The sequence below is a fragment of the Pantoea sp. GD03673 genome (genome assembly GCF_029844725.1).
Lineage (GTDB): Bacteria > Pseudomonadota > Gammaproteobacteria > Enterobacterales > Enterobacteriaceae > Pantoea.
Genome location: NZ_JAOCKJ010000006.1, coordinates 318,192 through 333,692, shown reverse-complemented (window position 1 = coordinate 333,692; position 15,501 = coordinate 318,192). Strand labels below are relative to the sequence as shown.

Annotated in this window: 12 protein-coding genes; 6 read left to right on the top strand and 6 right to left on the bottom strand. The window is 57.3% G+C overall.

Annotated elements, in window-relative coordinates; translation table 11 throughout:
• Positions 1-45 precede the first annotated feature (45 nt).
• The 3 genes from sstT to N5J69_RS13930 all read right to left on the bottom strand — a co-directional run bounded on the left by sstT (position 46) and on the right by N5J69_RS13930 (position 3,725).
• A complete protein-coding gene (gene sstT, locus N5J69_RS13940; protein WP_279771095.1) occupies positions 46-1,278 on the bottom strand; it encodes a serine/threonine transporter SstT in 1,233 nt (410 codons plus the stop codon).
• Between the two features lie 235 nt (positions 1,279-1,513).
• The gene (locus N5J69_RS13935; RefSeq protein ID WP_279771094.1) at positions 1,514-2,482 is read right to left on the bottom strand and encodes a TerC family protein; all 969 of its coding nucleotides are present in this window, start codon (positions 2,480-2,482) and stop codon (positions 1,514-1,516) included.
• 256 nt (positions 2,483-2,738) lie between these two features.
• Entirely contained in the window at positions 2,739-3,725 is a 987-nt protein-coding gene (locus N5J69_RS13930) for a Gfo/Idh/MocA family oxidoreductase (RefSeq protein WP_279771089.1), read from the bottom strand.
• A 146-nt stretch (positions 3,726-3,871) separates the two neighbouring features.
• Between N5J69_RS13930 and N5J69_RS13925 the strand changes: the two genes are divergently transcribed.
• Positions 3,872-5,560, top strand: coding sequence for a chloride channel protein (locus tag N5J69_RS13925; protein WP_279771088.1), 1,689 nt, complete (start codon positions 3,872-3,874; stop codon positions 5,558-5,560).
• On the opposite strand, the gene N5J69_RS13920 is transcribed toward N5J69_RS13925, so the two are convergent.
• Positions 5,557-6,060 (bottom strand): M48 family metallopeptidase, encoded by a 504-nt coding sequence (locus N5J69_RS13920; protein ID WP_013359120.1) that lies wholly within the window; start codon positions 6,058-6,060, stop codon positions 5,557-5,559. The genes N5J69_RS13925 and N5J69_RS13920 overlap by 4 nt on opposite strands.
• An 83-nt stretch (positions 6,061-6,143) precedes the next feature.
• On the opposite strand from N5J69_RS13920, the gene rlmG reads away from it, so the two are divergent.
• Positions 6,144-7,262: a 23S rRNA (guanine(1835)-N(2))-methyltransferase RlmG gene (gene rlmG, locus N5J69_RS13915; RefSeq protein ID WP_279771084.1), complete on the top strand. Its 1,119-nt coding sequence runs from the start codon at positions 6,144-6,146 to the stop codon at positions 7,260-7,262.
• Here rlmG and N5J69_RS13910 read toward each other — a convergent pair whose 3' ends face one another.
• Positions 7,263-9,281 carry an NADPH-dependent 2,4-dienoyl-CoA reductase gene (locus tag N5J69_RS13910; RefSeq protein ID WP_279771082.1) on the bottom strand — a complete coding sequence of 673 codons (2,019 nt, stop codon included), beginning with the start codon at positions 9,279-9,281 and terminating at the stop codon, positions 7,263-7,265.
• A gap of 217 nt (positions 9,282-9,498) precedes the next feature.
• The gene (locus tag N5J69_RS13905; RefSeq protein ID WP_279771080.1) at positions 9,499-10,206 is read right to left on the bottom strand and encodes a polyphenol oxidase family protein; all 708 of its coding nucleotides are present in this window, start codon (positions 10,204-10,206) and stop codon (positions 9,499-9,501) included.
• A 106-nt stretch (positions 10,207-10,312) separates the two neighbouring features.
• Between N5J69_RS13905 and N5J69_RS13900 the strand changes: the two genes are divergently transcribed.
• The 4 genes from N5J69_RS13900 (at position 10,313) to N5J69_RS13885 (ending at position 15,501) form a co-directional block, all read left to right on the top strand.
• Positions 10,313-11,122 (top strand): 5'-nucleotidase, lipoprotein e(P4) family, encoded by an 810-nt coding sequence (locus tag N5J69_RS13900; protein ID WP_279771078.1) that lies wholly within the window; start codon positions 10,313-10,315, stop codon positions 11,120-11,122.
• A 580-nt stretch (positions 11,123-11,702) separates the two neighbouring features.
• On the top strand, positions 11,703-12,338 hold the full coding sequence (locus N5J69_RS13895) for a carbonic anhydrase (protein WP_279771077.1): 636 nt from the start codon (positions 11,703-11,705) through the stop codon (positions 12,336-12,338).
• On the top strand, positions 12,335-13,810 hold the full coding sequence (locus tag N5J69_RS13890) for a SulP family inorganic anion transporter (RefSeq protein WP_279771075.1): 1,476 nt from the start codon (positions 12,335-12,337) through the stop codon (positions 13,808-13,810). The genes N5J69_RS13895 and N5J69_RS13890 overlap by 4 nt, the downstream gene beginning before the upstream one ends.
• A 269-nt stretch (positions 13,811-14,079) precedes the next feature.
• The gene (locus N5J69_RS13885) at positions 14,080-15,501 is read left to right on the top strand and encodes a diguanylate cyclase (protein WP_279771073.1); all 1,422 of its coding nucleotides are present in this window, start codon (positions 14,080-14,082) and stop codon (positions 15,499-15,501) included.

The window sequence follows — 15,501 nt, the reverse complement described above, 5'->3', positions numbered from 1 at the left end:
AGCGGCCGGTATCAGATTCACGGGCCGCTTTTTATGTTTACTGAATCAGGCCCGACTTGTTTCGCGCGCCGCTTCTGCCTGACAGACGGCGGCCGTAAACAGAATATCGGTGGAGGAGTTCAGCGCGGTTTCCGCCGAATCCTGCAGGACGCCGATAATAAAGCCGACCGCTACGACCTGCATCGCCAGGTCATTCGGAATGCCGAACATGTTGCAGGCCACCGGAATCAGCAGCAGCGAACCCCCTGCCACGCCCGACGCCCCGCAGGCGCAGAGTGACGCCACCAGACTCAGCAGAATCGCCGTCGGCACATCAATGCTGATCCCCAGCGTATGCACTGCCGCCAGCGTCAGTACGGTAATGGTAATTGACGCACCCGCCATACTGATGGTCGCGCCCAGTGGAATCGACACCGAATAGGTATCCTCATCCAGATTCAGACGTTTCGCCAGTGCCATATTCACCGGAATGTTGGCGGCAGAACTGCGGGTAAAGAAGGCGGTCACGCCGCTTTCACGCAGGCAGGTGAAGACCAGCGGATAGGGGTTACGGCGGATTTTCCAGAACACCAGCAGCGGGTTGACCACCAGCGCCATCAGCACCATACAGCCCAGCAGCAGCGCCAGCAGGTGGGCATATTGCCACAGCGCACCAAAGCCGGTTGAGGCAAGAATTGACGCCACCAGACCGAAAATACCAATCGGCGCGCAACGAATCACACAGCGTACCAGCCAGGTCACGGCCTGTGAGGCATCATTGAGAAAGGCGCGGGTGCTGTCACTGCTGTGACGGAACGCCAGCCCAAGACCAATGGCCCACACCAGAATGCCGATGTAGTTCGCCTGCATCAGGGCCGTAATCGGGTTTGAGACCATGCTCATCAGCAGTCCGCGTAACACCTCAGTGATGCCGGAAGGGGGAACGATTTCCGTGCTGCCCACCGCCAGCGTCAGCGTCTGTGGAATCAGATGGCTGAAGACCACCGCGACCACCGCCGCGAAGAAGGTGCTCAGCAGATAAAGCATAATAATGGGCCGGATGTTGCTCCGCTGGCCCTGCTGGTGGTTAGCAATCGAGGCGATGACCAGCATCAGTACCAGCAATGGCGCAACTGCTTTCAGTGCACTGACAAACAGTTCACCCAGCAGACCAACCGCCAGCGCGGCATCGTGTGAAATCCAGGCGAGCGCCACACCGGCGATCAGCCCAATCATGATTTGCTTCACCAGGCTACCGGCGAGCAGCGTGCCCAGACGTGCGGAGAGAGTTTTCTGCATAATATTTTCTATATTTTGTCGCGGATGTAGTTTCAGACACGATGTTTTGCATCGGCTAAAACGGTTTGCACGGCGGAGTATAAGGAAAAGAGCGGACGAGAAAAGAGAAAGTTCTGTCGCTGTGGAGCAGGTCGGATTTTTATTATGCTGGATAGTGGAAGTGTGACAGAGAGATGAAATGGCGTGGCAGGCTGCCGCAAAATAAAACAGGGGCATCCGCTGCCCCTGCAGGTAATTATGGTGCGATCTTTTTCTGGTCTCTTTTGCGGTTAACCCAGGCATTGATCAGCAGGGTTGATGCCAGAATGGCACCGACCACGCTCAGTGAGATGCCGACCGGGATGTGGTAGAGGTCGACAATCAGCATTTTAAAGCCGATAAACACCAGCACAATCGCCAGGCCATACTTCAGCATCGAGAAGCGTTCTGCCACGTTTGCCAGCAGGAAGTACATGGCACGCAAGCCCAGGATAGCGAACAGGTTTGAGGTCAGCACGATAAACGGGTCGGTGGTGACGGCGAAGATGGCCGGGATACTGTCGACCGCAAAGATCACGTCGCTGAGTTCCACCATGATCAGCACCAGCAGCAGCGGAGTGGCAAACAGCACGCCGTTTTTGCGGGTGAAGAACTTCTCGCCGTCGAGATCGTCGGTCATGCGTAAATGCTTACGCAGCCAGCGCACCACCGGCTTGTCGCCCACGGCACTGTCATCCTCTTTCGCCAGCGCCATTTTCACGCCGGTAAACAGCAGGAAGGCACCAAACACATAGAGGATCCAGCTGAACTGCGTGACCAGCCAGCTACCGGCGAAGATCATAATGGTACGCAGCACGATAGCGCCCAGTACCCCGTAGATCAGCACACGGCGCTGCAAATTGGCCGGAATGGAGAAGTAGCTGAACAGCATCAGCCAGACGAAGACGTTATCGACCGCCAGCGCTTTTTCCAGCACGTAACCGGTCAGGAAGGCGAGTGTCTGCGTATTCGCGACTTCACGTCCCGCGCTGCCCTCCAGATACCACCAGAAGGCGGCGCTGAACAGCAGTGAGACGGAAACCCAGATCAGCGACCAGACAGCCGCCTGCCTGAAAGACATGGTCTGCGCGCCGCGGCGTCCCTGCAGCAGCAGGTCGATAGCCAGCATGATAAGCACCACAACCGCAAAGCTGCCCCACAGTAAAGGCGTACCCACAGTTTGCATATTCGTATCCTGTCTTAAAAAAATAAAAAACGGCTGAAGTCAGAAGACGTCAGCCGCTTATTTTAGTGTAAGCAAACCTCGCCTTCCGGCAAGGTCTCACTTACAACACAGAAACAGATTCCGGGTTGCCTGATGACCGGATGCTTTCGCAACGTAGTGACGATCAATCAGCTTACAAGTTACTCCCCTTTGCAGGAGGCTACGTTACGGTGTAGCCGCACAGGAAGCAACACCTCTCAGACATATTTAGAAATATTTACACAGCGGCCCCATCGGCCGGGAAAATGACCCCGGTCTGACGGCGGATTTCGGTCAGCAGTGCTGCGGTAATGCGCGACACTGCAAGCGCCGGATGGTCCACCTGACGCTCCGCAACCAGCCGGGCAAAAGCGGCGGCTTCATACAGCATGGTGTTGATATGCTGCGGCTGACTCAGCGCCTGCTTTTCAGCACCGCGAGGGATAAAGGTCAGCTGCTGGCACTCCGAAAGCTTTTCGATGACCAGCGCGCCTGCTTCACCCTGAATCTCGCTGGGCAGGCTGGAATCACTCACCTTAGAATGCAGAATCGTGACGTCGAAATCGCCATAGCTCAGTACCACCACGCCGTGTGCGTCCACGCCGCTCTCAAGCAGGGTCGCGGTAGCCTGCACGCGGTCTGGCTCGCCCCACAGCGTCACCGCCGAGGCCAGGCAGTAATAGCCAATATCCATCACCGAGCCATTCGACCAGCGAGGATCGAAGGTATTCGGATTCTCACCGTTGAGATAGCGCGGATAGCGCGAGGAGTACTGGCAATAGTTCAGCAGCGCTTTTCGCAGTTTTCCGACGTCAGGCAGCGCCTGCTGCAGCCGCAGGAAATTCGGCAGGCTGGCGGTCTTAAAGGCCTCAAACAGCACTACCTGATGCGCACGGGCGCAGGCGATCATCTGCTCCACTTCTGCCAGATTAGAGGCCAGCGGTTTTTCGCAAATCACATGCTTGCCGTGCGACATAAACAGCAGCGCCTGCTGGCAGTGCAGGGCGTTCGGGCTGGCAAGATAGACCGCATCGATCTCCGGGCTGGCGGCCAGGGCCTCCAGTGAGGTAAAGGTCTGTCGGCAGGGATAATCGGCAATAAAGGCGTCAGCCTGCTGCTGACTGCGTGAATAAACCGCACAGAGTTTCATTGCGCCGGTTTCATGAGCAGCATCAATAAACTGGCGTGTAATCCAGTTTGTTCCCACAATGGCAAAACGAATCACGTCATCTCTCCGGTAGCGGTAAAGCGGCAGAGTAACATCTCACCGACGCTGTGCAAGCACGCCGGGCAGGCAGGGATTGATCCTGCGATCCGCATTCCAATACTATGCGGAAGCGATGATAAACAGGCACCAACCAGGGAGCACAGGTGAAAGCAAGTAAGCACGCATTAAACTGGACCACACTGCTGATTGCCCTTCCCGTCGGATGTGCGGCGTCGCTGGTGACACTCGCTTTTCGCGGCATCATTGAACTGATCAACCATCTGCTGTTTGCCCGCAGCGGCGACATTACCGAATCGCTGCATCTCTGGCCGTGGATCTTCTGGCCGCTGCTGGTGGGGGCAGGCGGGGTGCTGGCGGGCTATTTTCTGCGTTATGCGGTCGCTATTGAGCAGCAGCAGACGGTGAAAACCGATTATCTTGAAGTGATCAACGCCCGGCTCGATGCGGTCCCGACGCGAACCTCGTTATTCCGCGCCTTGTCGTCGATTGCCAGCATCGGCAGCGGCGCGTCGATCGGTAAAGAGGGGCCGATGGTGCAGCTCTCGGCCCTGTGCGGCAGCGCGATCGGCCGCCTGTTACCCGCCTCACTTAACCTGAAAAACAGTGACGTGGTGGCGATGGCGGCCGCGGCGGGTCTCTCGTCGGTCTACCATGCGCCGCTGGCCTCGGCGATTTTTGTGGCTGAGATCGCCTTTGGTATTTCAGCGTTGCAGCGGCTGATCCCCCTGATTATCGCCTCGGCGACGGCCGTGATGACCATGTGGACGCTGGGCTTCCGCAGTGCGCTCTATCCGCTGGCAGACGTGAACTTCGCGATGGATCTCAGCAGCCTGCTGATGACGGTGGTGATTGGGTTGTGCGCCGGTCTGGCGGGCTGGATGCTGATTAAATGCATCGCCCGCAGCAAAGTGCTGTTCAGCCGGGTCGCCTCCCTGCCCATGCGCCTGGGGGCGGGCGGCTTTGCGGTAGGGTTACTGGCGCTGATCTCCACCGATATTCTGGGCAACGGCTACGAAGTGATCGTGAAAGTGATGGCGGGCGACTATCTGTTGCCTGGGCTGCTGTTGCTGCTGTTGCTGAAAACCCTCGCCACCAGCCTGTCAGTCGGGTCGAACGCGGTCGGCGGGCTCTTTACCCCTTCGCTGCTGATTGGCGCACTGCTGGGCGTCATCATTGCGACGGTGGGGGCAATGCTGCATCTGCCGCTGGGTAATGTGCTGCTCTATGCCGCAATCGGGATGGCGGCGGTGCTGGCGGCGGTCAGTCAGGCCCCGTTAATGGCGATGCTGATGGTGCTGGAGATGACGCTCAACAGCAGCCTGCTGTTCCCCCTGATGATCGCCACCGTCCTTGCGTCGATGGTGGTTTATCGTCTGCAATCTGCCAGTACCTATCCGGTAGTGAGCCATCACTTCAGCCGTTCAGAAGCGAAATATGATTTCGACAATATGCGCATTGCCGAGCTGATTATTGCTGGTGCGGCGTTGCAGCCGGAAGAGTCCGTGGGGCAGGCGCTGGCGGTCAGTTCACTGAAGCGTGAACGCTACGTCTATGTCATCAACGCCGCAGGCGCTTTCCTCGGGGTGGTGTCGATTCATGAGATTTCGCGCCGGGTGCTGGCGCAGGAGATTACCCTGGATTCACCGGTGCAGTGCGTGATGGATCAGGATTTCCCGGTGGTCTATCAGAATCAGAGTATGCGTGAGGGCTGGGAAGCCTTTGCGGCCGTCACGCTGGAGCGACTGCCGGTACTGAATAATCCCCAGGAGCGACGCTTTCTGGGCGCGCTGACCAAAACCAGCCTGATTCAGAAAGCGCAGGAGTTTCTTTAAGCCGCGTTGCCGCGCATCGCCTGGTCAGTCATCCACAGGCGCGCATCAAATTCGAGCTGATGGTAATCCGGCTCCATATGGCAGCAGAGCTGGTAGAACGCTTTATCGTGATCTTTCTCTTTCAGGTGCGCCAGCTCATGCACCACGATCATCCGCAGAAACGGCTCCGGCGCAAGGCGGAAAAAGGTCGAGATGCGGATTTCCGCTTTCGCCTTGAGTTTGCCGCCCTGAATCCGCGAGATGGCAGTGTGCAGCCCGAGTGCATGTTTCATCACTTTGATCTTGTTATCCCACATCACTTTGCTGATGGGCGGCGCATTGCGCATGTAGCGATTTTTCAGCGCCTGCGTGTAGTCATACAGCGCTTTATCACTCATCACGTCGTGGGTGTCCGGGTAGCGTTCCTGCAGAAACGCACCTAAGCGCTGGTGGGTAATCAGCGTCTGAACCTGCTCAAGAAGAGGGGCAGGATAACCCTGAAGGTAGATCAGTGAGGACATTAGGGATTCCAGGCGAAAGACAGTATACTGCGCCCCCGTTTTTGGGGCGAAAATCAACCAAAGTGTACCACGCCGGAGAATTCATGAGCCAACTTGAACTGAACGATCGCACACTGATCCTGCATCGCTTCCCGCAGATGCGTGACGAAAGTCCATTACAAGCCTGGGATGCGGCTGATGAATATCTGTTACAACAGGCGCTGCCAGAGGGACCGGTGCTGGTCTTCAACGACAGTTTCGGAGCATTAACCTGCGCCCTGAATTCGCGCACCGTCTGGCACGTCAGCGACTCCTGGCTCAGCCAGCAGGCCGCCCGTCAGAACCTTTCCTTTAATGGACTGGATGACAGCAACGTACACTTTGTTGATAGCCTGGCTGAACTGCCTGCAGCCCCGGCAGCGGTGCTGATTAAGGTGCCTAAAACCCTGGCGCTGCTGGAGCATCAGCTGCGCGCCATTCGCGAAGTCGTCACACCGGATACGGTGATTCTGGCGGCGGCTCGCGCCAAAGAGATCCATAACTCCACCCTGCAACTGTTCGAACAGATCATCGGTGAAACCAAAACCTCACTGGCGTGGAAAAAAGCGCGTCTGATCTTCAGCCAGTTCAGCCAGCCTGCACTGCGTGAGGCCACGCCAGCGCTGGTCTGGCCGCTGGATGGCACCCCTTATCAGATTCACAACTACGCCAATGTCTTCTCGCGTGCGTCACTGGATATCGGCGCCCGGCTGTTTGTGCAGCATCTGCCGGAAAACATTGAGGGTGAAATTGTCGATCTGGGCTGTGGCAACGGCGTGGTAGGACTGATGGCGCTGGAGCAGAACCCGCAGGCTGAGGTGCACTTCGTGGATGAGTCTTACATGGCGGTCGCCTCCAGTCAGCTTAACGTGGAAGTGAACCGTCCTGAGGATCTGTCGCGCTGTCAGTTCCGGGTGAACAACGTGCTGAGCGGCTATCCGTCGGATCGGCTGCACGCGGTGCTGTGCAACCCGCCGTTCCACCAGCAGCACGCAGTCACCGATCATCTGGCATGGCAGATGTTCCGCGATGCCAAACGCTGCCTTCAGTATGGCGGCGAGTTGCGTATTGTCGGCAATCGCCACCTCGATTATCACCACAAGCTGAAGAAGCTGTTCGGCAATTGCACGCTGATCGCCTCTAACCAGAAGTTTGTGGTGCTGCGTGCGGTGAAAATGCGCTAGTCAGACCGTGAGGGCCAGCTGCGTCGCCTGCGCAATCGCACGACGCGCATCCAGCTCCTGCGCCACGTCTGCACCGCCTATCACCGTCACCACCTGTCCTTTTGCACGCAGCGCGGCTTCCAGTTCGCGCTGCGGCTCCTGTCCGGCACAGATAATCACGTTATCGAGCGCCAGCCGTTGTGTTTCACCGTTGCGCCGCAGATGCAGGCCGCTGTCATCTATCGCCAGATAGTCCACGCCGCCCCACATCTCTATGCCACGCGCCTGCAGACTGGCACGGTGGATCCAGCCGGTGGTTTTTGCCAGTCCGGCACCCGGTTTTCCCGTACGGCGCTGCAGCAGCCAGATTTGCCGTACTGCGGCAGGCGGCTCGGGCTTCACCACGCCGCCGCGCTGCGTCAGACTGGGGTCGATGCCCCATTCGGCGTAAAACGCGGCCCGATCCTCATCATGCGAAGGTTGTGAAAGATACTCCGCGACATCAAAGCCAATACCGCCCGCGCCGATTATCGCTACCCGTTTGCCCACCGGACGCTTATCGCGCAGCACCTCAAGGTAGCTCAGCACGCTGGGGTGATCGATACCCGGAATGTCGGGTGTACGTGGCTGAATGCCGGTCGCCAGCACCACTTCATCGGCGTCACTCAGCTGATCTGCCGTGACCCGACAGCCGGTTTTCACCGTCACGCCTGCGGCCGCCAGCTGATGGCGGAAATAGCGCAGGGTTTCGCTGAACTCCGCTTTACCGGGGATCTGCCGGGCTATATTGAACTGGCCGCCAATTTCGTGCGCGGCTTCATACAGCGTCACCTGATGTCCGCGCTGTGCCGCCTGCAGCGCATACGCCATCCCGGCCGGACCGGCACCCACCACCGCCAGCCTGCGCGGTGCGGTGCTGGCGATAACCGGCATCAGCGTCTCGTGGCAGGCGCGGGGGTTAACCAGACAGGAGGTGATCTTACCGGCGAACACCTGGTCAAGGCAGGCCTGATTGCAGGCAATGCAGGTGTTGATGCTGTCGGGTTCGCCGCGCTGTGCTTTGCTGACAAAGGCGGGGTCGGCGAGGAAAGGGCGCGCCATCGAGACCATATCGGCGCAGCCCGACTGCAACAGCTGCTCGGCGACGGCGGGGTGGTTGATGCGATTGGTGGCGATCACCGGCACCGAAACATGGGCGCGCAGGCGCTGGGTCACCCAGGCAAAGGCCGCACGCGGCACGCAGGTGGCGATGGTCGGGATACGCGCCTCGTGCCAGCCAATACCGGTATTGAACAGCGTAATGCCGCACTGCTCCAGTTCGCCCGCCAGCAGCAGCGTCTCCTCCAGCGTGCTGCCCTCTTCGATCAGATCGAGCATCGACAGCCGGAAGATGATGATAAAGGCGTCGCCGGTCGCGGCACGTACCGCCCGGGTAATTGCCAGCGCGAACTGCATCCGCTGACGGAAGTCGCCGCCCCAGCGGTCATCGCGCTGGTTGGTGTGTTTCACCAGAAACTGATTAATCAGGTAGCCTTCGGAACCCATGATCTCCACACCATCGTAGCCCGCCTGCTGGGCCAGACGGGCACAGCGGGCAAAGTCATCAATGGTCTGTTCAATCGCTGCCTCGCTCATCGCCTGCGGTGTAAACGGGTTAATCGGTGCCTGACGGGCCGAGGGGGCAACCAGATCGGGCTGATAGCTGTAACGGCCGGTATGCAGGATCTGCAGGGCGATTTTCCCCTGATGCTGATGCACCGCCTCCGTGATCTGCCGGTGCCAGCTGCATTGCGTCTCGTCGGTGAGCATCGCGCCATGCGCGGCAGTGACACCCTGCGCATTGGGGGCAATGCCGCCGGTGACGATCAGCGCAACCCCTTCACGCGCCCGTTCGCCGTAGAACGCGGCCAGCCGGGCTGCGCCATCCGGGTGTTCTTCCAGGCCGGTGTGCATCGAGCCCATCAGAAAGCGGTTTTTCAGTCGGGTAAAACCAAGGTCCAGCGGCGTAAACAGCGCAGGATAATCAGGATTGACGGACATGATAGTCACTCACAGACAAGTGGTCGGATGAGTTTACTCTAGCCACTTCTGCGTTAAAAAAAAGTGAAAGAATGTCAGGGTGTGAGTGAAATCATAAACAAGGGCAGGGGCTGACAGAGGGATCCTGTGTCTGACGCCGCACCGCCATCCGTGGCCTGCGCGGTTTTACTACAGGCGTTGCTTATAATGTTCAGGCCGTTTAACCGGCCCGAAACCGTTAACGCCGCCGAATCCACGAAAAACGTGACTGATAGCCGCTGCCATGATGGGTATTAAAGCGGTAGCTTGAACCCCTCCCGGCCATGCAGTAGGTGCAGACATTGACGTTGTCGATCTGCGAAGCGGGCACTCCCGCGTTCACCAGCAGCTGCGTCGCAAGCGCAGGCAGATCAAACCAGACGCCGTGCTGGTGGGCGGAGGCCTGAGGGCGCTGCGCCTGGGGATTGACCGGCTGGACCTGGTGCCAGCGCAGCCCGCTGGCGAACGCCGGGTTCTGTGCAATCTCTGCCAGCTGCGGTTCGGCCAGTTCATAGCAGCAGGGCCCCATCGCCGGGCCAATAGCCACCACCAGGTCCTGCGGCGCGCAGCCCTGTTCGCCCAGTTTTTCCACGGCGCGGGTCAGCACGCCCGCCAGCGTACCTTTAAGTCCGGCATGAACCGCGGCCACGATCCGCTGTCTGCGGTCGGCGAATAGCACCGGCAGGCAGTCGGCGGTGTACACTGCCACCGGGCGCGTTCCGCTACCGATGACGCCATCAGATTCGCAGCTTTTAGGCGGGATGTTTTCAGCGTCGGTGACCACGGTCGCGCTGTGGCGCTGATGGCCCCAGGCGGCATCGGCAGGTGGCTGTTCACCGGCGGGCTGGAACGCATATTCGAGCCACTCCAGTGCGTCGAGCAATGGCGAGCGCGGGATCACGGCCATAAGAATCTCCTGTTATAACAGCGTGTGTCAGGCTGCCCACAGCTTACGTTAACTGCTACATTTTTGAAGCTTCTCCTCAGATCTTTATCACCTTAAGGATGAAATGATGAAAACCTCCGCAAAACTTGCTGCATCCGGACTGATCGCACTGCTGCTGACGGGCTGCGCCTCATCGTCACATCAGACCGCGCAACAGCAACTCGGCCAGCAATCGGTGCTGGCGCTGAACTGGTTCCAGCAGTCTGGCGAATATCAGGCACTGACCTGGCAGGCGTTTAATACGGCGCGCATGGCGTTTGATCAGGCTCCGTCGCTGACCGGCAAACCCAAAGCGGTGATTGTCGATCTGGATGAAACCATGCTGGATAACAGTGCTTACAGCGCGTGGCAGGCAAAAAACGGTCAGCCGTTCAGTAGCAAAACCTGGTCAGCCTGGACGCAGGCGCGTCAGGCGAAAGCGGTGCCGGGTGCGGTAGCGTTCGCACGTCATGTCACAGAAAATGGCGGCACGCTGTTCTATGTGTCGAACCGCGATCAGAAAGATTATGCCGCCACGGTTGCTAACATGCAGCAGCTCGGCTTCCCCAACGTCAGCGATAAAACGGTACGTCTGAACACCGACAGCTCCAATAAGCAGGCGCGTTTCGATGCCATCAAAAACGCGGGCTATAACGTGGTGCTCTACGTAGGCGATAACCTCAACGATTTCGGGGGGGCGACCTGGCATCAGGGTAATCAGACGCGTCGCGATTTTGTGAATCTTAACCACCAGCAGTTTGGTACGCAGTTCATCGTGCTGCCGAACCCACTCTACGGCGACTGGGAGAGCGGAATGGCGGATAACTACAACAAACTGACGCCGGAACAACAGCTGTCGGTGCGGGATTCACGCCTGCAAAGCTGGAACGGTAAATAATTCGTCAAGAAAAAGAGCCTGCCCGGTCAGGCTCTTCTCAAGAATGGCCCTGATTTACTTACCGCCGTCACTATTCTGCTGCAAATTAAATTAATCATCTCTTGCTTCATTCTTATCTCATTACAGGCATATTTAACTGGCTGTCAGCTATTAAGCCGGTTGATTGTGCTAATGGTTAATTTTTTAATTAAGAGGATTCCTGGCAAAAAAGCACGCCGGTTGGTATGGCAGCGAATATCCCTTCTTTTATTACTTGTATTTATTTGTCAGCATTAACTTTAGTTAATTTTCCGTTGAAACTTAATTTATTGATATTCTTGAATAAACTGGTGTTTCAGTTTATTTCCCTTCATTTCTGCCGCTGAATTAAATTTACTTAAGCCTGACCTTTACTGACCGTCAGCTGACAAAAGGCGTGTTGTTAAATCGCTGTGAAATATTGCGCGTGCAATGAAATTGGTTAGCGTCTATAACCTTTTTCTGTGACTCAGTTCTTATTAACCTGGCGGCTCACGCTTTATTTATGAGCCGATACACTTTGTGGTCAGCCAGGATGCGACATCCCGGTAGTAGAGAGAAGATGATTGTGACGACACTTAAACCCTTATTAGCGAAAAATCGCAGTTGGGCATTACAGCGCCGCCAGCGTAATCCGGATTATTTTAAAAACGTCCTTCATCAGCAAAAGCCACACTCACTCTGGATTGGCTGTTCTGATAGTCGCGTTCCGGCAGAGGTATTAACCGGCTCCCATCCCGGTGAACTCTTTGTGCATCGCAATATCGCTAACATGGTGATTGAGGACGACGATAATTTACTGAGCGTGCTGCAATACGCACTCTTCTTTCTCGGCGTTAAACGCATTGTATTAAGCGGTCACTATGGCTGCGGCGGGGTAGAGGCCGCGCAAAATTTTCCCGGCAGCGTGCTGGATGGTCAGGAGAGCGCGCTGGCGAGACGCATCCAGACGCTGCGTGATGATATTCAGTCAGGTCTGACAGAACATTCCCCCTCAGACGCGCCGCCGGGTGAACAGCGTGATCGGCTGGTTGAGGCCAACGTTAAGGCACAATTCGCCCGGCTGGTAAAAACGGAACCGGTCAGGCAAATCTGGCAATCGGGCCAGGAACTGGACGTGTTTGGTTGTGTTTATGACCTGCGCTCCGGCCATCTCAAAGAGCTGATTCATCAATCTGCAGAGGAGTCTTCACTATGAACCTCGATACCCTGCGTCGCGATATTCCTGCGGGTCTGGTGGTTTTCCTGGTCGCCTTACCGCTCTGCCTGGGCATTGCACAGGCCAGCGGATTACCGCCGTTTGCCGGTCTGCTGACCGGTGTGATTGGCGGTCTGGTGGTCACGTCGCTGAGCCCATCCCGGTTTGCCGTCAGCGGCCCGGCGGCGGGCCTGGTAACTATTGTCGTTGCCTCAATGGCAACACTGGGCAGCTTCTCTGCCTTTCTCACTGCGCTGATTATCGCCGGGGCACTGCAATGTGTGTTTGGCCTGCTGCGCGCCGGGCGGTTTATTTCACTGGTGCCGGGCAGCGTCATTAAAGGGATGCTGGCGGCGATTGGCCTGCTGCTGATCATGCAGCAGATTCCGGTGGCGCTGGGTGCCGCTGGCGATGCGGAGCTGGTGTCGCTGGTGACAGGCCAGATGACCTTCTCGCTGCCCGCCATCGTGGTGGCCGGTGTTGGCCTGGCCATTTTATGTCTCTGGACCACCGCGCCGGTGAAACGGATAAAAGCGCTTGCCTGGATCCCTGGACCGCTGATTGCCGTGCTGATCGGTTGCCTGGCGACAGTCGTGGGAGGACGACTGTTCCCTGAGATGACCCAGGGGCTGGCGCGCATTTCACTGCCCGCGTTTGACAGCGTTTCCGCGCTGGTGGCTGAACTGGAAACGCCCGACTGGATGGCCTGGCAGAATCCACAGGTCTGGGTAGTTGCGGTGACCCTGGCACTGGTCGCCAGTCTGGAGACCCTGCTGAGTCAGGAGGCGCTGAAAAAACTGCGCCCTCAGACGCCCGCGCCGTCACCCAATAAAGAGATGTTCGCGCAGGGTATCGGTAACCTCGCGGCCGGTTTTCTTGGCGCGATGCCGATAACGGCGGTGATTGTGCGCAGTTCGGTGAATGTCAGTGCAGGTGCGCAGACCAGGCTGTCGATCTTTATTCATGGTGTGCTGCTGCTGATTTGCGGTATGTGGTTCAGTGAGATGCTGAATGCTATCCCGCTGGCCAGCCTTGCTGCCGTGCTGCTCTACACCGGTTATAAGCTGGCGACACCCAAACTGTTTATCGAGCAGTTCCGCATGGGGGCGCAGCAGTACGTGCCGTTTCTGGCCACCATCGTCGGTATTATCACGCTGGGTATGCTGGTTGGTATTGGCATCGGCATCGCCACGCAGATCCTTTACAGCATCTATAAGAGCCATCGCAATGCGCTGCAGCTCACCCGTTATGATGACCACTACGTGCTGCGTTTTCAGCAGAACCTGACCTTTATGCATAATCCAAAGTTGCAGGGATTGCTGGATGAGATCCCGGAGAACAGCGTGGTCATCGTTGATAACGATAATGCGGAATATATCGATCCCGACGTGAAAGCGGTATTGAAAGATTTTGGTGATAACGCCGACAAACGTGGCATTCGCCTGAGTCAGTGGCCGGTTGCGGTAAAGTAGCGTTTAACGCAACGACAAAATGGTTTCAGAGGCAAAAATCGGATATCTCGGATATCCGATTTTTTTATTTGCGAGGCATAATAAGTTCCCGATTTCTGCTGTCATCTGATGGCTTTAGCCTCTGCAGGATAACTTTCCTGAATCAGCCCATGAAATGAGGTTTTATCGCCGGATGACTTTGAGGGTATTCAGGATTTAATCATTCTGACACCACGCGCCTGTTCAGGCTGGCGTGGACAGCCAGCCTCTCTGCGACAAGGTCCGGATGTATGCGCATACAGCTGTTTGACGAGCACAACCCTAACAAGAACGCATTTTTGCTGTTTTTCATCACGTTGCTATTTTGTTTTATCGGCGGGCACCTGCGCTTTCCGCAGGAGCTGTCTCTGTTCTGGCCGGTTAACGCAATCGTTACTGGCATCATCGTCCGCAATCCTTTTTTGCATCAGACCCGCTATTACCTCGCCATCTTTGCCGCGATGGTGTTTAACGACACCGTTTTTTCAGGCTGGGCGCTCTCTGCGTTTACCCTCAACCTGGCGAATCTTCTGTTTGTGCTGGTGGCAGCGACGCTGCTGGTAAAGCATATTCAGCACGACTCTGGCAGTGAGCGTATTACCAGTGTTCTGCGCATTTTTCCTGCCTGTCTGCTGGCCGCGCTGGTCTGTGCCAGCTGGGGAGCGCTGGCACAGCAGGCTGATTTTGATGCTGGCCTGGCGGCGGCCTGGGGGGACTGGTTCAGCGAGCAGTTCTCAACCGGGCTGATGCTGCTGCCCTTTTTGCTGACGCGCGACTGGTCATCGCTGTCGCCCCGCCAGTTTTTGCAGATCCGCAAGGTGGCACCGGTCATCGCCGTGATCGTTTCGCTGATGACGGGCGCGATGATGGGGGGCGCGGGCAGCCTGACGCTTCCGGTTCCGGCGCTGGTCTGGTGCGCCATCGTGCTGCCGATGCCGCTGACCAGCCTGGTAATACTGCTGACCGGCATTACCGAAATCGTTCTGGTCTCTCATGGCGTGATGAATATTCAGGGCGATGACAACCTGTTGCCGATCAGCCATCTGACGTCGGCGCGACTGGGTGTGGCGACCATCGCCATCAGTCCGCTGATTGTCGCCGCAAGCATGGATGCAATCCGCCAGCTTAATCAGCGTCTGGCGCTACGGGCGAATTACGATTTCCTGACCCGGCAGCTGTCGCGCTCCGGCTTGTATGAAAGCCTGCGTGTGGAGCCGATTTTCCCGGATCGCAAAGTGGGTGTAATCCTGCTGGACGTCGATTACTTCAAAGCCATTAATGACAATTTTGGTCATGATGCGGGCGACAGCGTGCTGGAAGAGATCGCCCGCCGGATGCAACGGGTGGTGGGTAAAGCGGGGCGCATCTGCCGTTTCGGTGGCGAAGAGTTTGTGGTGGTGCTGTTCGATCAGAATCCGGAAAAGCTCTATTTCCTGGCCGAAAGCATCCGGCAGAAAATGGCGAAAGAGAAGTTCTGGCTGCAGGGCAGCACGGCCACGGTCACCGTCAGCCTGGGGCTGGCCCATGGCAGTGCCGATGAAGAAACGGAGTGGCACCGCGTGATCAACCGGCTGATCTCCGCGGCGGATAAAAATCTCTATCTGTCTAAACGCAATGGGCGTAATCAGACGTCACCGGTTAACTACCGCACTGTCACCAGCGACGTGGCATAA

Bases quoted from the DNA above. Each gene is read 5' to 3' on its own strand.
- sstT (WP_279771095.1), bottom strand. From the start codon at position 1,278: ATGCAGAAAACTCTCTCCGCACGTCTGGGCACGCTGCTCGCCGGTAGC.
- N5J69_RS13935 (WP_279771094.1), bottom strand. From the start codon at position 2,482: ATGCAAACTGTGGGTACGCCTTTACTGTGGGGCAGCTTTGCGGTTGTG.
- N5J69_RS13920 (WP_013359120.1), bottom strand. From the start codon at position 6,060: ATGTCCTCACTGATCTACCTTCAGGGTTATCCTGCCCCTCTTCTTGAG.
- rlmG (WP_279771084.1), top strand. From the start codon at position 6,144: ATGAGCCAACTTGAACTGAACGATCGCACACTGATCCTGCATCGCTTC.
- N5J69_RS13910 (WP_279771082.1), bottom strand. From the start codon at position 9,281: ATGTCCGTCAATCCTGATTATCCTGCGCTGTTTACGCCGCTGGACCTT.
- N5J69_RS13905 (WP_279771080.1), bottom strand. From the start codon at position 10,206: ATGGCCGTGATCCCGCGCTCGCCATTGCTCGACGCACTGGAGTGGCTC.
- N5J69_RS13900 (WP_279771078.1), top strand. From the start codon at position 10,313: ATGAAAACCTCCGCAAAACTTGCTGCATCCGGACTGATCGCACTGCTG.
- N5J69_RS13895 (WP_279771077.1), top strand. From the start codon at position 11,703: ATGATTGTGACGACACTTAAACCCTTATTAGCGAAAAATCGCAGTTGG.
- N5J69_RS13890 (WP_279771075.1), top strand. From the start codon at position 12,335: ATGAACCTCGATACCCTGCGTCGCGATATTCCTGCGGGTCTGGTGGTT.
- N5J69_RS13885 (WP_279771073.1), top strand. From the start codon at position 14,080: ATGCGCATACAGCTGTTTGACGAGCACAACCCTAACAAGAACGCATTT.